This is a genomic window from Labrenzia sp. 011, assembly GCF_003075075.1.
Taxonomy (GTDB): domain Bacteria; phylum Pseudomonadota; class Alphaproteobacteria; order Rhizobiales; family Stappiaceae; genus Roseibium.
In genome coordinates, this window is record NZ_QCYM01000011.1 from 140,273 (window position 1) to 154,726 (window position 14,454).

At 60.9% G+C, this 14,454-nt stretch carries 15 protein-coding genes and 1 tRNA gene; 6 read left to right on the top strand and 10 right to left on the bottom strand.

Features of this window, described 5'->3' with window-relative positions:
- Nucleotides 1-7: 7 nt before the first annotated feature.
- From DCO57_RS13570 to ispG, 4 genes are all read right to left on the bottom strand, one after another.
- On the bottom strand, nucleotides 8-781 hold the full coding sequence (locus tag DCO57_RS13570) for a DUF2092 domain-containing protein (RefSeq protein WP_116699439.1): 774 nt from the start codon (nucleotides 779-781) through the stop codon (nucleotides 8-10).
- A 562-nt stretch (nucleotides 782-1,343) separates the two neighbouring features.
- On the bottom strand, nucleotides 1,344-2,081 hold the full coding sequence (locus tag DCO57_RS13575) for a DUF429 domain-containing protein (RefSeq protein WP_116699440.1): 738 nt from the start codon (nucleotides 2,079-2,081) through the stop codon (nucleotides 1,344-1,346).
- Nucleotides 2,074-2,976 (bottom strand): pyridoxal kinase, encoded by a 903-nt coding sequence (gene pdxY / locus DCO57_RS13580; protein WP_116699468.1) that lies wholly within the window; start codon nucleotides 2,974-2,976, stop codon nucleotides 2,074-2,076. Before pdxY ends, DCO57_RS13575 begins: the two co-directional genes overlap by 8 nt.
- A gap of 21 nt (nucleotides 2,977-2,997) precedes the next feature.
- Nucleotides 2,998-4,257, bottom strand: coding sequence for a flavodoxin-dependent (E)-4-hydroxy-3-methylbut-2-enyl-diphosphate synthase (gene ispG / locus DCO57_RS13585; protein ID WP_116699441.1), 1,260 nt, complete (start codon nucleotides 4,255-4,257; stop codon nucleotides 2,998-3,000).
- Nucleotides 4,258-4,502: 245 nt separating this feature from the next.
- Here ispG and DCO57_RS13590 point away from each other — a divergent pair, with 245 nt between their 5' ends.
- From DCO57_RS13590 to DCO57_RS13605, 4 genes are all read left to right on the top strand, one after another.
- Nucleotides 4,503-5,405, top strand: coding sequence for a 4-hydroxy-3-methylbut-2-en-1-yl diphosphate synthase (locus DCO57_RS13590; protein ID WP_116699442.1), 903 nt, complete (start codon nucleotides 4,503-4,505; stop codon nucleotides 5,403-5,405).
- Between the two features lie 114 nt (nucleotides 5,406-5,519).
- Nucleotides 5,520-6,302, top strand: coding sequence for a 3-hydroxybutyrate dehydrogenase (locus DCO57_RS13595; RefSeq protein ID WP_116699443.1), 783 nt, complete (start codon nucleotides 5,520-5,522; stop codon nucleotides 6,300-6,302).
- A gap of 130 nt (nucleotides 6,303-6,432) precedes the next feature.
- Entirely contained in the window at nucleotides 6,433-7,446 is a 1,014-nt protein-coding gene (locus tag DCO57_RS13600) for a patatin-like phospholipase family protein (RefSeq protein WP_116699444.1), read from the top strand.
- A 598-nt stretch (nucleotides 7,447-8,044) separates the two neighbouring features.
- Nucleotides 8,045-8,890, top strand: a complete 846-nt coding sequence (locus tag DCO57_RS13605) for a pentapeptide repeat-containing protein (protein WP_116699445.1) — start codon at nucleotides 8,045-8,047, stop codon at nucleotides 8,888-8,890.
- 312 nt (nucleotides 8,891-9,202) lie between these two features.
- Here the strand turns inward: DCO57_RS13605 and DCO57_RS13610 are convergent, their stop codons facing one another.
- Nucleotides 9,203-10,018: a MipA/OmpV family protein gene (locus DCO57_RS13610; protein WP_208977942.1), complete on the bottom strand. Its 816-nt coding sequence runs from the start codon at nucleotides 10,016-10,018 to the stop codon at nucleotides 9,203-9,205.
- A gap of 217 nt (nucleotides 10,019-10,235) precedes the next feature.
- On the opposite strand from DCO57_RS13610, the gene DCO57_RS13615 reads away from it, so the two are divergent.
- Nucleotides 10,236-10,532 carry a YggT family protein gene (locus DCO57_RS13615; protein ID WP_116699446.1) on the top strand — a complete coding sequence of 99 codons (297 nt, stop codon included), beginning with the start codon at nucleotides 10,236-10,238 and terminating at the stop codon, nucleotides 10,530-10,532.
- A gap of 308 nt (nucleotides 10,533-10,840) precedes the next feature.
- On the opposite strand, the gene DCO57_RS13620 is transcribed toward DCO57_RS13615, so the two are convergent.
- From DCO57_RS13620 to DCO57_RS13635, 4 genes are all read right to left on the bottom strand, one after another.
- Complete coding sequence (locus DCO57_RS13620; RefSeq protein WP_116699470.1) at nucleotides 10,841-11,032, bottom strand: Trm112 family protein; 192 nt, start codon at nucleotides 11,030-11,032, stop codon at nucleotides 10,841-10,843.
- 81 nt (nucleotides 11,033-11,113) lie between these two features.
- Nucleotides 11,114-11,794 (bottom strand): LON peptidase substrate-binding domain-containing protein, encoded by a 681-nt coding sequence (locus tag DCO57_RS13625; RefSeq protein WP_116699447.1) that lies wholly within the window; start codon nucleotides 11,792-11,794, stop codon nucleotides 11,114-11,116.
- A 101-nt stretch (nucleotides 11,795-11,895) separates the two neighbouring features.
- A complete protein-coding gene (gene trxA, locus DCO57_RS13630) occupies nucleotides 11,896-12,891 on the bottom strand; it encodes a thioredoxin (RefSeq protein WP_116699448.1) in 996 nt (331 codons plus the stop codon).
- A gap of 140 nt (nucleotides 12,892-13,031) precedes the next feature.
- Nucleotides 13,032-13,553 (bottom strand): prolyl-tRNA synthetase associated domain-containing protein, encoded by a 522-nt coding sequence (locus DCO57_RS13635; protein ID WP_116699449.1) that lies wholly within the window; start codon nucleotides 13,551-13,553, stop codon nucleotides 13,032-13,034.
- 338 nt (nucleotides 13,554-13,891) lie between these two features.
- On the opposite strand from DCO57_RS13635, the gene DCO57_RS13640 reads away from it, so the two are divergent.
- A tRNA-Gly gene (locus DCO57_RS13640) sits at nucleotides 13,892-13,966 on the top strand.
- 183 nt (nucleotides 13,967-14,149) lie between these two features.
- Here DCO57_RS13640 and DCO57_RS23915 read toward each other — a convergent pair.
- Nucleotides 14,150-14,454, bottom strand: a 305-nt coding sequence (locus DCO57_RS23915; protein ID WP_244287941.1) for a hypothetical protein, incomplete at its 5' end; no start/stop codon positions are given.

Sequence of the window (14,454 nt, forward strand, 5' to 3'; positions counted from 1 at the left end):
TCCCGGATTATTGGTCTGCGGTTTCTGCAGAGTAGATACGGATCTTTTCAGCTCCCTCCGGCGGAGCGAAACTGAAGACCGATGCATCGAACGTGGCTTCAGGGGTCATGTCGATGACAGCTGAATATTGAGGTCTGGCAGGCTGTGTCAGGTCGACAATGGACAGCTTGCAAGGAAGCTTCTTGTCTCCTTGCGTGATCCAGATCTGCCAGCTCACATCGTCCTGGGCGAAGACATACTGGTCGCAAAGGCGGCCACCGATATTCGCAGGTCCGACCATGGTGGCAGCCGTTACATCGGCGAGATTGTCCTCATCGGTTCCCCAGAAGAACAGATCCGCAAGCGGGAACTGAAGATCATGCTTTTCGGCAGCCTTTTGCAACGTTTCGCGGATTGTCGCGGGAGCCTCGAACTGGGCGTAGTAACCGAGCGTTTCGCCGTAGACCGTAACCGTCTTACCGTCATAGGTGATGCTGCGATGAAGATCCGCGCCTTCAATTTCGGCGCGCAAGCCGTCCGGAAGACGTGCAGAAATCGTGAGTTCCTCGTTTCTTTGAACGAGAACGCCGTCGCCGACGACATCGTCATAGGCAACGTCGGCGTGAATGCCGAAACTTTTCAGTTCACGCAGCTGCTTGCCCATTTCGGATACGGCGGCAATGGCCGTCTGCGTTGCCTTGTCATCGGAACTGTCCGCCGCCATTGCAGCGGGGGTCTGTCCAAGCGCGGCCAACAGACCGACAAGAACAGGGACGGAAGCATTCCTTCCGGTATTTGTCATTCCTACCTCCAGATATGTGTTCAGAAAAACCTAGCCGCGCCGTGACATTCGATCAGTTACGGCGCGGGCATTGCCAACTTATGTTGGCCGGTCAGCAGGGTATCTCGTTAAACGGGTATCAGGCGTTCATTTCAGTTGTGCAGTGTTCCCTCACGCCGCACGCATCTGCTCTTGCGCGCGCGATGATCGGCAACGGGGACAAGGGCGTGAACAGGCCTGGTGTTGCCGGGCAGCCTGTCGGTCATCACGCTCCCGGGCTCGCCGGATTGGGTGGCCAGCTAAAACGGGTCAACAAGTTGGCAATGCCTTTTGTCCGCATAAAAAGTGTGTCCTCTCGAGGGGCTGTTTTCATAAGAAATGCATATGAAAAGGGGAAAACTGATTGATCTTGGAGTGGTGAAACATCCGATTTGCGTTCCGTGCGCAGGATGCTCCGGTGAAAAGCGTCATCTGAACTTTACGGACGGCCGGAACCCGCCGCCATCCGAATAACACCCTACAGCTTTTGCGAATCTTGTGTCGACTTCATGGCAACGACGGATTTTCGGACCGGTTCGGGTCCTCACGCCCAGATTGCCATTCTCAATCCGCGCCCGTCCCGCCGATAGTCTTTCGGAAAGGGTTCGGCCTGCCCCATTAGAATCCGCTCGGCGATCAGGCAATTGGCGGCCGCGTCCAGAAGGTCGTCGCGTCCGCAGCCGGGCGGCGGCTTCTGGTCGAGGAAGGCCCGGTCGAGGCCCTTGGAGACCAGCAGATCCCGCCGCTGATCGAGACCGTCCGGATTGGCGCGGCTTCTGATCTTCTTCGGCAGGCTCATTTCCGTTTCGCCGTTGAGCCGCCAGAACGCCAGCTCCGGGTGAACCTCATGAACGCGGGCCTCGAGCTCGGGTGTCATCAGGGCGTCGATCTCGCGGATCTTCGGGAACAGGTGGAAGCACTGCCTGGAGACCTTTTTCGGCGGATCCGATGTTTCCAGTGCTGTCTCGCAGGCCGCCGGGTAGTCCTCCTCGTAGACGGCTGCGCGCGAGGGGACAGTGAAAACGGAGGACTGTCGCTGGCCCAGGTGCCGGCGGGCCGCCTTTTCCGGGCCGCGCCCGGCAGGCCCGACCCGATCGGGCAGACCGATAGGCATGTCGACCGCGATGATGTCCACCAAGGGGACAAGGACGAGCAGGTCCGCGAAGCGCGGAAAAAGCCGGAGTTCCAGAGTGTCGGGGATCTTCGGAACGCGCAGGACGGCGATCCAGCCGGCCCTGCAGCCGTCGACACCGGCAACCCGCACTCGGGAATGCTCAGGCACGGGACCTTGATTCCAGTACCCGGCGCGAGGTCACCAGCGCCATGGCCCGGACCACCGATTGCTGTTCCTCGGCGAAGAGCAATTCGTCGGCGCCCTTCTTGACACTTCTGGCCACCAGTTCGAAGACGGAGGCCGCGGCACGTTTCAGCGCTTCCTCGTCGTCCAGCCCTGCCAGCAGATTGGTGAGGAACAATCCGGCGATCAAATCGCCGGTGCCCTTGGGGGGATCGGCAATGACCGCATGTTCGGTGGCGACGGCGCCACGCGGTCCGGCCAGCAGATTGGCGATGGCATTGCGGCGGAGCGCCGGAGAGGAGGTGACGACGACGCGCTCGTTGCCGAGAAGGCGCGCTGCGGCCAGTGCCTGGAGTTCGCTTTCGATCTCCCGCCCGGTCAGCCAGCCGAGTTCGAAGCGGTTGGGTGTGACGATATCGGCCATCGGGATCAACCGGTCCCGAACGGCCTCGGCGGTTGCCTCGGGGACGTAGAGCCCGCTGCCCCCGTTCGCGGGAAAATCGCCGATCACCGGGTCGCAGAGATAGAGAGCCTGCGGATTGGCCTTCCTGACCGCCTGCACGATGCCTTCAATGGCACTGGCCTGTTCGGCATTGCCCAGATATCCGGAGATGACGGCACCGATTTCGCCAAGTCCCGGAGCCCTGGCAAGGTCTTCGGCAATGGCGGCGAAGGCATCGGTCGGCGGAACGATCCGCGTGCCCTTGCCCTGTCCCGGGTGCCAGGGCAGAAGAATGGTCGGCAGGAACCAGACCTCGTGGCCGACCCGTTCCAGGGCGAAGGTCAGCCCGCGACCACTGATGCCGCCACGCACGACCTGGGAGGTGATGACAAGGATCGGCTGCTTCTGCGGCACGGGAGAGCCCGGCTGTTGTGTCATCGTCGGCATCTTTCTGGCGGATCAGGCGGCGTCTGAAGAGGATTTTCTGCCGGCGCCGTAGCGTTTCTCGATATAGTCCAGCACCATTTTCTTGAATTCGTCGGCAATGCCCGGCCCGCGCAGGGTGGTGACCTTCTCGCCGTCGACGAAAACCGGTGCGGAAGGGGTTTCGCCGGTGCCGGGCAGGGAAATGCCGATGTCGGCGTGTTTGGATTCGCCGGGCCCGTTGACGATACAGCCCATCACCGCGACGTTGAGGCTTTCGACGCCGGGATATTCCTCGCGCCATTTCGGCATGGACTCGCGGATATGGTCCTGAATGTCGCCGGCCAGTTCCTGGAACACGGTCGAGGTGGTGCGGCCGCAGCCGGGGCAGGCGGCGACAACCGGAACGAAGGCGCGAAAGCCCATCACCTGCAGCAGCTCCTGGGCAACCTGCACCTCGCGGGTGCGGTCGCCGCCGGGCTCCGGCGTCAGCGACACGCGAATGGTGTCGCCGATGCCCTGCTGCAGCAGGATGCCCATGGAGGCGGCCGAGGAGACAATGCCCTTGGTGCCCATGCCGGCTTCCGTCAGGCCGAGGTGAAGCGCGTAGTCGCAGCGGCGGGCCAGATCGGCATAAACGGCGATCAGGTCCTGCACCTGGCTGACCTTGGCCGACAGGATGATCCTGTCACGGCCCATTCCGAGGGCTTCGGCGCGTTCGCCCGACAGCAGTCCGGACTGGATGATCGCCTCGCGCATGACGGCGCCGGCCGAAACCGGCTTGGCGCTGTTCGCGTTCTCGTCCATCAGCCTGGTCAGCAGCTCCTGGTCCAGCGAGCCCCAGTTGACGCCGATGCGCACCGGCTTGTCGTGCTTCAGGGCGATCTCGATGATCTGGGAGAACTGGGTGTCGCGCTTGGCCTTGAAGCCGACATTGCCCGGATTGATGCGGTACTTGTCGAGCGCCCTGGCGCAGTCGGGATAGTCGCTCAGGAGCTTGTGGCCGATATAGTGGAAATCCCCGACCAGCGGCACATCGATACCGAGGCGGTCCAGACGTTCGCGGATGCGCGGCACCTGGGCGGCGGCCTCGGGTCGGTCGACGGTGATGCGCACGATTTCCGACCCGGCCCGGGCGAGGGCCGAAACCTGGGCGACGGTCGCGTCCGCGTCGGCGGTGTCGGTATTGGTCATCGACTGAACGGCAACCGGCGCGTCGCCGCCGACCATCACGTTGCCGACCATCACGCCAACCGATTTGCGCCGGGCCAGGGGTTTTGCAAAATCATCAATCATCACGGGAACCACAGGGTCATGGGAACTGAGTTCATGGACACATACATGAGGGAACTCGGTCCGGTTTTCCAGCGCATGATTAGGGGTTGAGGCGAAAAAGGGCAATGGGGGCGGAGCCGGCAGGGCGAAACCGGCGGATTTACGCCGCGCCTGAAGGCGCCGGGACCGGTCCGATGCGGTGCTGGCGCGGCCCGGCAAAATCGCTATTCTTCCGCAAGCCTGATCAAACCCTGCGAGGGCAGTTCATGTTCATCACGGTTCTGGAACGCTCACTGTCTCTGGCACAGCACAATATCGGAACGCTGCTGCGGACCGGCTGGGCCTATATCCTGCTGCTGGTCGCCCTCAATTTCGCCATCGGCGGTACGCTGATGCCGGAAAGCGGGTTCACGACCGTGTCCTACATGACCGAACCGGTCGCGGCGGCCGATGAAGGTGCCTTGCGCGCCCTGGCGGCGGTCGCCAATCTGCTGGTCGGCTTTTCGATCGCCATTGCCTATGTCCGCCGGATTCTGATCGATGCGCGCGATTTTCCGCTCACCTTCGGCGGACGCACCGTTCGGGTGATTCTCAACCAGATCGTTCTCACGCTGATCGGCCTGCTGTCGCTCGTCCCTCTTGCGATCGTCGCGCTGCTGCTTGCGGCGGTGACCGCCGGCGCCGGCCTGCTGCTTTTCGTTCTGGCGCCCTTCATCGCACTGATGGTGGTCCAGCGCTTCTCGGTCATTCTGCCCGCAGCCGCGCTGGACGACCCGCTCACCCTGAGAGAAAGCTGGCGGGCGACCTCCGGGCTCGGCTGGGCCATGGCGTTTTCGGCCCTGATCATGAGCCTGCTTGCCGGGTTCCTGGTGTTCGTCTGGATGCTGCTGCTGGGCATCAGCGACGGGATTGTGCCCGCGAGCGCACTCTGGCAGCAGATCCGTTCGGCAATCTTTCCCATGGGCACGATGCTGATTCTGGTCTGGGCCTTCGCCAGCCTTCATGCCACATTTTACGGATTGATCCGCGACCGTTTCGCCGCGCGTCTCGGCCTCAGGCCTGCCGACTACACGCAAGCCGAAGACCATAGGACCGCCGCCAGGGCGCGTGCCCGCAGGGCTGTCGATGGTGTCCGGCGCCTGCGCCGCCGGAATGCCGACCGGCCCTGAGGGACAGGGGCGCGCAACTGCGTCATTGTCACTCCGGAGTATTGCGATGTTGCGGTGCGGCACCAACTGGTGAAATGATGCGCCTGAATTTCATAACGTCCTGGGAGATCCATCATGCTTTCCAACAAAACCGCCGTCGTCACCGGCTCCACTTCGGGCATAGGCCTCGGGTATGCCCGGGCCTTCGCGGAAAAAGGGGCCAATGTGGTCATCAACGGTCTGGGCGATGCGGCCGAGATCGAGCGCACCCGTGCGGCCATCGAGGCCGATTTCGGTGTCCGCTGCTCCTATTCCGCCGCCAACATGCTCAAGGGTGACGAGATTGCCGGCATGATCGCCGATGCGGAGAAGGAATTCGGGTCCGTCGATGTCCTGGTCAACAATGCGGGCATCCAGTTCGTTTCTCCGGTGGACGAGTTTCCGATCGAAAAATGGGACGCGATCATTGCTATCAACCTGACGTCGGCGTTCCACACCACCCGGGCAGCCCTTCCGGGCATGAAGGAACGGGGATGGGGCAGGATCATCAACACAGCCTCGGCGCATGCGCTGGTCGCATCGCCGTTCAAATCCGCCTATGTGTCCGCCAAACACGGCATTGCCGGCCTGACCAAGACGGTTGCGCTGGAAGTGGCCGAGCATGGGATCACCGTGAATGCGATCTGTCCCGGCTACGTCTGGACGCCGCTGGTGGAAGCGCAGATCCCCGACACGATGAAGGCGCGCAACATGACCGAGGAGGAGGTCAAGAAAGACGTGATGCTGGCCGCCCAGCCGACAAAGCAGTTCGTGACCATCGAGCAGGTCGCCGCCTTTGCCGTGTTCCTGTGTTCCGATTCCGCCTCTTCGATCACCGGCTCCATTCTGCCGATCGACGGCGGGTGGACGGCGCAATAATCACCCGTCCGGGTGACGGATCTGCGGCCGGTGCGGATCGGAGATCCGTCGTTCTAATTCGGGCATGCCGTCCGCACGCACGCGGACGCAGATGTTCCGGGCCTTCGGAAGAGGCCAAAGGAGGACCGTGATGGCCGCAGCGAAGAAAATAAACCTCGCCCTTCAGGGCGGGGGTGCGCATGGCGCGTTTACATGGGGTGTCCTGGACTGGTTTCTGGAAGACAGCCGCTTTGTCATCGACGCCATAACGGGAACATCCGCGGGAGCGATGAACGGGGTTGTTCTGGTCAGCGGCATGGCGTCCGGCGGCGAGGACGGGGCGCGGGAGAGCCTGGAAAATTTCTGGCGCGAGGTCAGCAGCCATGCGCAGTTCAGTCCGATCCAGCGCTCTCCCCTGGATGTCCTCCTGGGGCAGTGGAGCCTCGATTTTTCGCCCAGCTATCTCTATTTCGACGTGATGTCGCGATTTGCCTCTCCCTATGAACTCAATCCGTTCAACGTCAATCCCCTGCGCGACGTGGTGGCGAAGGTCGTCGATTTCGAGAAGGTGCATTCCTGTCATGCGGTGAAACTGTTCATTTCCGCGACCAATGTCTTCACCGGGAAGATCAGGATCTTCACCCACAAGGAAGTGACCCTGGATGCGGTGATGGCCTCCGCCTGCCTGCCGCATCTCTATCAGGCGGTGGAAATTGACGGAGAGCCCTATTGGGACGGCGGCTACATGGGCAATCCGCCGCTTTATCCGCTGTTCTACGAAACAAGAACACCGGATGTGGTGCTGATCCAGATCAACCCTCTGGAGCGGCGCGAGGTGCCGAAGAGCGCGCGGGAAATTCTCAACCGGGTCAACGAGATCAGCTTCAATTCGACCCTGCTGAGGGAGCTCCGGGCCATCGACTTCGTCACCCGTCTGGTCGAAGAGGGGAAACTGTCCAGGGACGACTACATGAAGGTGCATATGCACCGGATTTCCGCTGCCGAGCTCAATCCGCTGCAGGCCTCGTCGAAACTGAATGCGGAATGGGCCTTTCTGACCGAGCTGCGTGACATCGGACGCAACACCGCCCGGGACTGGCTGGACCGTCACTACGACGACATCGGCGAGCGTTCCACGGTCGACCTGCGCAGCGAATTCTCCTGACGGCCGCGCCGGCGCGGTGGCGATCGCGTTAACCTTCCGTTAGCCGCGTTTGCAGGTGGCGTTGCAGATTGCAATGCAGGCTGGGGGCATGTTTTTTAACGAAATCAGCATGTTGTGGATTCCGCTTCTGTCCGGGCCAGATCTGGATGTTTTTCGCGAAAAACGGTTTGGCAAGGCTTTTGCGTTGGAATTGGCACGCTGATTGTCAGGTAGTGCGTCGTCAGCGAAAAGTGGATGGAAGAAGCGGGCAAATGCGACCCCGCCCGCTTCTTCCTTCCCACATCTTCCGGCAGGGGCCGCCTCCGGCATGTGCGATGCCCGCACAATCCCCGGCAGATTTCCCGATATTTTCATGTAAATTCGATTTTCGGACGGGAACTGTCCTTAAATTGCCGGCTTGATGACCTATTTCCTGCTTGTCGGGACAGCCCCTGTGGTGTTGCCGGCGGTTGATTTGTGACTGCCATGTGGAGCATCCTGCGTTCGTGCGAATACAGGCAGAATGTTTCAACACTTTGAGAACGATCGGGTTTTCTGCTTTGTGCCGGTTCGGACGGACGCGGGCCGGTCTTGATGGTTACGGGAAAAGGGATTTGCGATGAGCGACAGGATGACCCGGTTTCTGGCAGGTTGCCTCGGCGCGCTGACGGTCGCGGCCTGTTCGGGAGGCGCCTTTGCGGTCGAAGCCCTGGCAGCGAGCGACAAGGCGCGGATTGCCGAGATCACCGCTCAGGGGGGATGCCCGCGCTGCGATCTGAAACTTGCCGAGCTTCGGGGCATCTCGATGGAGAATGCCGATTTCGACCGGGCGATCCTGCGGGAGGTGGATCTGAAGGAAGCCGTGCTTCCGAATGGAAATTTCCGCAGGGCCGATTTCCGGCGGACGGAGGCCGAGCGCTCGGATTTCTCCGGGTCGGATTTTTCCAATGCCAGCATGCGGTCGGTCGACCTGGAAAAGTCGAACCTCACCGGGGCCAATCTGCAGGACGTCGACCTGCGGGAATCGGACATGAATTCCAGCATCGTTTCGGGCGCGAATTTCGACGGAGCGGACCTCAGAAATGTCACCCTGATCCGTTCCATCGGACATGGGGCAACCTTCAGGGGGGCGAAGATGGACGGGGCCAATCTTGAACGTGCCGATCTGCGCGACACGAATTTTCAGAATGCCCGCCTCCGCCAGGCAAAGCTCGACCGCATCAGCGCGAAAAACGCCGATTTCTCCGGTGCCGATCTGTCAGGTGTCAGGCTGGTCAGTTCCGATCTGAGCGGCGCAAATCTGACCGATGTGGATTTCGACGGTGCCCTGCTGCGCCGGACACGTCTGCCGGGCGCCGATCTGACGGGCGCCAAAAATCTGGATCCGAGCCGGATCCTGGGGGCCTGCGGCGACGAGGCCACCAAACTTCCGAGCGGCATAGAGCTGGCCACCTGCACCTACTGACGGCCGGGGCGAACGCGGTGGATTGAAGGGACGGTTCTGAACGGGCCATGCTGCCGGTCATCTTGCGCCTGGACAGGGTCTGCCCCATCCGTGCGGGCGGGACGCGCGTGTCAGGTTCAAGCTTTCCGGGAACGGCCTGCGGAAGCCTTTCCCGTCACTTCAAAACCTGTCTGGAACCGTGAGGAACCCTGTTGCCGGTCTGGAGCCAGTCGCGCTGAATTGAATTCAGGAAATCGCCCGAACGCATTTGTGATGCAAAGACTGCCTCGGCGTCTTCCTGAAGTCATGAATCCGATTGAACGCGACGCGCTCCTAGAACAGGTCGAATGCGAAGCGGTAGCTGACCCCGACGCCAAGACTGAACTGGTCCTTGCTGCCGCCTTCGGCAATTGGGCTGTCGGCGGCGTCGCCGACCAGCCGGTCGTAGCCGCCCTGAAGGTGAAGGCGGACATCGTCGTTCCAGTCGTAGCTGGCACGGGCCGCCAGGCCGAGGCTCTTGAAACCGGCGCTGGGGCTGTAGGCGGTCAGGCGTCCGCCGCTGTTGGCGGCTTCAGAGGCACTGACACCGAAATAGGTGTCCATGTAATCCTCGGAGGCAAAATCGGCACGCGGACCGAAACTGACTTCCCATTTTTCGCTCGGATAGATGATCCCGTCGAGACCGACCATCCCGACCTGGCCGGTATGGCCGTTGATCCCCTGGCGCAATTCGGCGAAGGCGCGGAAATGATTGGTCCGGAAGCCGCCGCCAAGCCCGAGCTCAAGCGCCCAGTCGACGGTTTTGGTTCCCGTCAGGTCCGAGCTGTCGCTGGCCTTGCGTTCGCCGATGTAATTGAATGAGGGGTAGAAGAAGACGCCGCTCTTGCGCCGTCCGTCAACGACCTGACCGAGACCCGGCACGTAGAACCGGCCCACGGCGATGATCGGGAAAGGATAGACCAGATAGCTGTCCGCAGCTTCGTACCGCGGCTTGGCGATGGCGCCGATGCCGAGATCGATCACAAACTGCTTGCTTGCATCCTGAGAGGAGACCTGGCCGCTTTCCGCCAGAGCGCCTCCAGACACGGCGCTCAGTGAAAGGGCCAGCGCGACGCGAGACAACAGCTTCATCATAAAGGTCATATCCATTGGAGATCCGAGTGGAGGGACGATAGCACGACTAAGGGTTATAAAAAGCCTAAGGAACGAGGGTTTTGTGAAACTGTTGCATTTGGGCATCTGTGACCGGTCCGGAGAAAACCGCGCTGCAAACAAATCCGCGTTGCGAGGTGCCGCGTCTTGCAGCTTTTCCGTCTTGCCGCTACATGAGGTTCAAGACAGATCCTGAACGGCAACGGACGAGACCATGACAGCCCTTTTCAACGTCATTCTTATCGCACTGGAACTCTACACCTACGTGATCATTGCCTCTGCGATCTTCTCGTGGCTCTTCGCCTTTAATATCGTCAATTCCAACAATCAGGTCATCAACAGCATCGGCCGGGTGCTCTATAATCTGACGGAGCCTGCGCTGCGGCCCATACGCCGCTTCCTGCCGGATCTGGGCGGCGTCGACATTTCCCCGGTGATCCTGCTGCTGCTCATCATTTTCATCCGTCAGATCATCATCATCAATCTCATGCCGCTGTTTCGCGGATACTGATCTTCTGAAAATTCGGGGATGAACCTGTCCGGACCGGATGGCCCGGGCACAGACTGCTGGCGAGCCCGCTGTCCACCGGCTCCGGCAGGTGGGATGCAGGTCGAGCCCCGATCCGGAATCCGGACATATTTCGCGCCGCCGTCGCATATTGATCCTGATCAGGCGGTAACCCGGCAGTTTGGCGCTCGCATGCGCTCGCGCTGAAGTCTGGAGTCGCGTTTACGCGATGACGCTTCGCACCACGCAGCCCGGACTGCCGACAGCGGGTTTGTCGGCAGACTGAAACTCAAGCAATCTGGTCCGTAACCCTAATCTTCCAGCTTGCGGGCCTCGTCCGGCAGCATGATGGGGATGCCGTTGCGGATCGGATAGGCGAGGCGCGCCGAGCGGGAAATCAGTTCCTGCTTCTGGGCATCATATTCAAGCGTCGATTTGGTCAGCGGGCACACGAGAAGCTCCAGAAGCTTCCGGTCAACGGGGCGTTCCGCGGTTTCGGTCATGGGATCGGTCTTTCTGTCCTGATGGTGCCTGAACACTCCTCCGTCTCCCGGACCCGGAGATGCGGCAGGAGGTCCGGTGGCCTACTGCAATGTGGTGCCGCCATCGTTCTGCGATCTGGCGAGATCCATTTCGGTGATGGCGATCAGCGTTTCGGCGCGGGTCTTCAGGTCGCGCGCTTCCAGCAGGGCCTGTTTTTCCTGGGGGCCGTAGGGGCACATCATGCAGAGCGCGTTCACCAGAACTTCGGTTTCGGCTTCCGAAACGCTGCGCCAGTCGGCTTCCAGATTGTTGGCGTCCAGATAGGCGCGCAATGTCTTCAAAAGGCCGTGCCGGTCGACGTCCTCTTCGCCTTCGCCGCATTTGAGATCATGGGCGAAGGGGGCGAAGTCGCATTCCACCTGGCGGAAGCCGGAATAGGAGCCCAGTTCCTTGCCGAGGGCGAAGCGGGTGATGCCCTGAAGGGTGATCAGATAGCGCCCGTCTCCGGTCTCCTGAAAGCTCGTCAGGCGGCCGACGCATCCCACGTTCGCCAGTGCCGGATTGTCCTCGTCGTCGTCGGTGTCGTGGTCCGGCGACGGCTGAACCATGCCGATCAGCCTGTTGCCCGCCAGGGCCGCATCGACCATGTCGATGTAGCGCTGCTCGAAAATGTTCAGCGGCAACTGGGTTCTGGGAAGAAGCAGGGCGCCGGGCAGAGGAAACACGGGCAGAATCGGCGGCAGATCCGCGATCGTTTCGTAAATGGCATTTCCCGCCTGCATGTTCCCGCCTTCTGTCGTTGGTCCTACCGGAATCGGCGCGCTGTGCGCCGCCGGGCGCACAACGCCATCCGAATCCTAATGTGTGGCGTGATCGGCAATCGTCAAGAAAACAGCACCGCAGAAAGGCGGCGCCGTCCATAGGCGCTTGCCGGATCCTTGAAGCCCCAGGCCTCGAAGAACTGCAGAAGCTGCTTGCGGGCGCCGTCCTCGTTCCACTCCCTGTCGCGGCGGACGATCTCGATCAGCTGGTCGACGGCGCCGTTCTTGTCGCCCTTGCCGTTCAGTCCGAGGGCCAGATCGAACCGGGCCTGCAGGTTCAGAGGATCTTTCTCGATGCGGTCCTGCAGATCGGCCAGATCGCCGAGAGAGGCCGCCTGTTCGGCCAGCTCGAGCGCGGTCCTTGCAGCGACATATGCCTCGTCGGAGCGTTTCTCCTCCGGCACGAGGTCAAGCGCCTGGGCGGCGCGCTCCGGTTCTCCGGCCGCGAGATAGCATTGGGCAAGACCGGCGATGGCCTTGGCGTTGTCCGGTTCCATCTGCATGACGGCACCGAAGTGCTGGGCGGCCTGGCCGAAATCACCGGCTGCAAGCAGCTCTTCGGCCTGCTCGAGATGCACGTCCGCCTGGTTTGCCGGGGCCGGGCCGGCGACCTTTTCGATGAAGGCCTTGACCTGGCTTTCCTGCTGGGCGCCCATGAAGCCGTCGACCGGCTGGCCGTCCTTGAAGGCGACCACGGCGGGAATCGACTGGATCCCCATCTGTCCCGGGATCTCCGGGTTTTCGTCGATATTCATCTTGGCGAGCCTGACCCGGCCGCCGGCGGCCTTCACGGCGGCCTCGATGATCGGCGTCAGCTGCTTGCAGGGGCCGCACCAGGGAGCCCAGAAATCCACCAGTACGGTCTGATGACGGGAGGCTTCCATCACGTCCGCCATGAAGGTCTGAGTGGTGACATCGAAAACCAGATCGCCGCCGGCGGGAGCGCCGCCGGCGCCGGCCGCAGCCTGACCGTCCGTCTGACCTGCGTAGCCGCCGCCCATGCTGCCACCGAACCCGCCGCCGATCTGGCCGCCCATGGTGTAATTGCCGTTGCTCATCTGTCCGCCTCGTTTCTACGGTCCGCGTCTGGCGCGCCCGGACCTAAAGTGGTGACCGTCAAAGGGTCGAATTTGCTCATAACATGGAGCCGAAGCGCCCGAATTACAAACGCCTGCCGGGTACGCTTCAGGGCCGTAAGCTAAAGTCCCGCCGCCACGGCCTCGTCGCTGACCGCGAGGATGCGGGCGGAGTGACCGCAGGCGCCGGCGAATTTCATCAGATCGTCCGCTCGAATGGATGTCGTGGCATCATTCTTGAGCGGATGAAAGTTCAGGACATTGTGCTGCATCATTGCAGCGTCGAACACGGGGGTAACCCTCTGTGCTTCCCGGTCGTTGATCAGGGAGAAGGGCGTCACCGATCCCGGTTCCACGCCCAGCACCTCCATGAGAAGATCCGCATTGCCGAAGGACACCCGTCCCTGCGCGCCGATGGTCTGATGGATCTTCTTCAGGTCGATCTGTGCGTCGTGCAGCGCCACGACCAGGAACAGGCGGCCCTTCTTGTCCTTCACGAACAGGTTCTTGGTGTGGCCGCCGGGGATGCGTTCATGCAATCCGCCCGATTCCGCCACGGTGAAGACCGGTTCGTGATCGACCGTGGTCACATCGATATCGAGGGTTTTCAGGAAGGCCATCAGATCGTCACGGCTTGCCGGCATGCAGTTTCCCCAGGTTTCAACGGGTCCGGGAAGCGTTCCTGTCCGGCCCGGGGGCCGCAGGATGCTCCCGTCATTCCTGATCGGTCGCGTTTCGTGCTCTCATGTGACTTGACATGAAGACAGGGTGATCTAGCGCGTTTCCATATTCCGCGACAAGAGTGAATTGCCGTACTACGGTGCTGAATTCCGTAGTTTTTCCCGGCAGATGAACACAGGAAATCCACAAAAAGACGGCTTGAAAAAAATCTGCAGATTCGGTGTTGCAATCCGTCCCGGCTTGGTTCATATACAGCGCCACCGAAGCCGGGGCGGCACTGCCCAGGCGCTCAGGTCGCTGTGCGGGCGTAGCTCAGGGGTAGAGCACAACCTTGCCAAGGTTGGGGTCGTGGGTTCGAATCCCATCGCCCGCTCCAAATTCTAGACAACAAAAGCCGTGGTTCGCCGCGGCTTTTTGTTTGTCTAGAAGGTTGAATTCATATTGAATGCATAAAATTGTTCGTGCCTCGGTGGGGGCTCCGTTTTCAATGTTATGGGATTCAATTCGCGTAAATATGGACGAATATTTAAGCCATAGCGACCTTTCAGCTGACCAAAAACTAAAGCTGCTTGAAGATTTTTTGGTTGGTCACTCGAATAACGATTTTGAGAACTTTGAGCAACGGATCAGTCACTTTTGTCCCTTTGAAGCTATTGGAATGGTTCGTCAGGAAATTCGACATTCCAACTTCCTGAGTTTTATACTTGATCCAAATAATTCCCACCCATTTGGGGATCGTCTGCTTAAGACCTGATTGCTTGAAGTCGCCTCCCAAGCAGGGATTGGCCAGTTTTCTCTCAAGCCACTGGATGTTCACTTTCTTGATTGCGGAAACGCCATACTTTTGCGTGAACGTGCCAATAT

Bases quoted from the DNA above. Each gene is read 5' to 3' on its own strand.
- DCO57_RS13570 (WP_116699439.1), bottom strand. From the start codon at position 781: ATGACAAATACCGGAAGGAATGCTTCCGTCCCTGTTCTTGTCGGTCTG.
- pdxY (WP_116699468.1), bottom strand. From the start codon at position 2,976: ATGACACAACAGCCGGGCTCTCCCGTGCCGCAGAAGCAGCCGATCCTT.
- ispG (WP_116699441.1), bottom strand. From the start codon at position 4,257: ATGATTGATGATTTTGCAAAACCCCTGGCCCGGCGCAAATCGGTTGGC.
- DCO57_RS13590 (WP_116699442.1), top strand. From the start codon at position 4,503: ATGTTCATCACGGTTCTGGAACGCTCACTGTCTCTGGCACAGCACAAT.
- DCO57_RS13595 (WP_116699443.1), top strand. From the start codon at position 5,520: ATGCTTTCCAACAAAACCGCCGTCGTCACCGGCTCCACTTCGGGCATA.
- DCO57_RS13600 (WP_116699444.1), top strand. From the start codon at position 6,433: ATGGCCGCAGCGAAGAAAATAAACCTCGCCCTTCAGGGCGGGGGTGCG.
- DCO57_RS13605 (WP_116699445.1), top strand. From the start codon at position 8,045: ATGAGCGACAGGATGACCCGGTTTCTGGCAGGTTGCCTCGGCGCGCTG.
- DCO57_RS13610 (WP_208977942.1), bottom strand. From the start codon at position 10,018: ATGGATATGACCTTTATGATGAAGCTGTTGTCTCGCGTCGCGCTGGCC.
- DCO57_RS13615 (WP_116699446.1), top strand. From the start codon at position 10,236: ATGACAGCCCTTTTCAACGTCATTCTTATCGCACTGGAACTCTACACC.
- DCO57_RS13620 (WP_116699470.1), bottom strand. From the start codon at position 11,032: ATGACCGAAACCGCGGAACGCCCCGTTGACCGGAAGCTTCTGGAGCTT.
- DCO57_RS13625 (WP_116699447.1), bottom strand. From the start codon at position 11,794: ATGCAGGCGGGAAATGCCATTTACGAAACGATCGCGGATCTGCCGCCG.
- trxA (WP_116699448.1), bottom strand. From the start codon at position 12,891: ATGAGCAACGGCAATTACACCATGGGCGGCCAGATCGGCGGCGGGTTC.
- DCO57_RS13635 (WP_116699449.1), bottom strand. From the start codon at position 13,553: ATGCCGGCAAGCCGTGACGATCTGATGGCCTTCCTGAAAACCCTCGAT.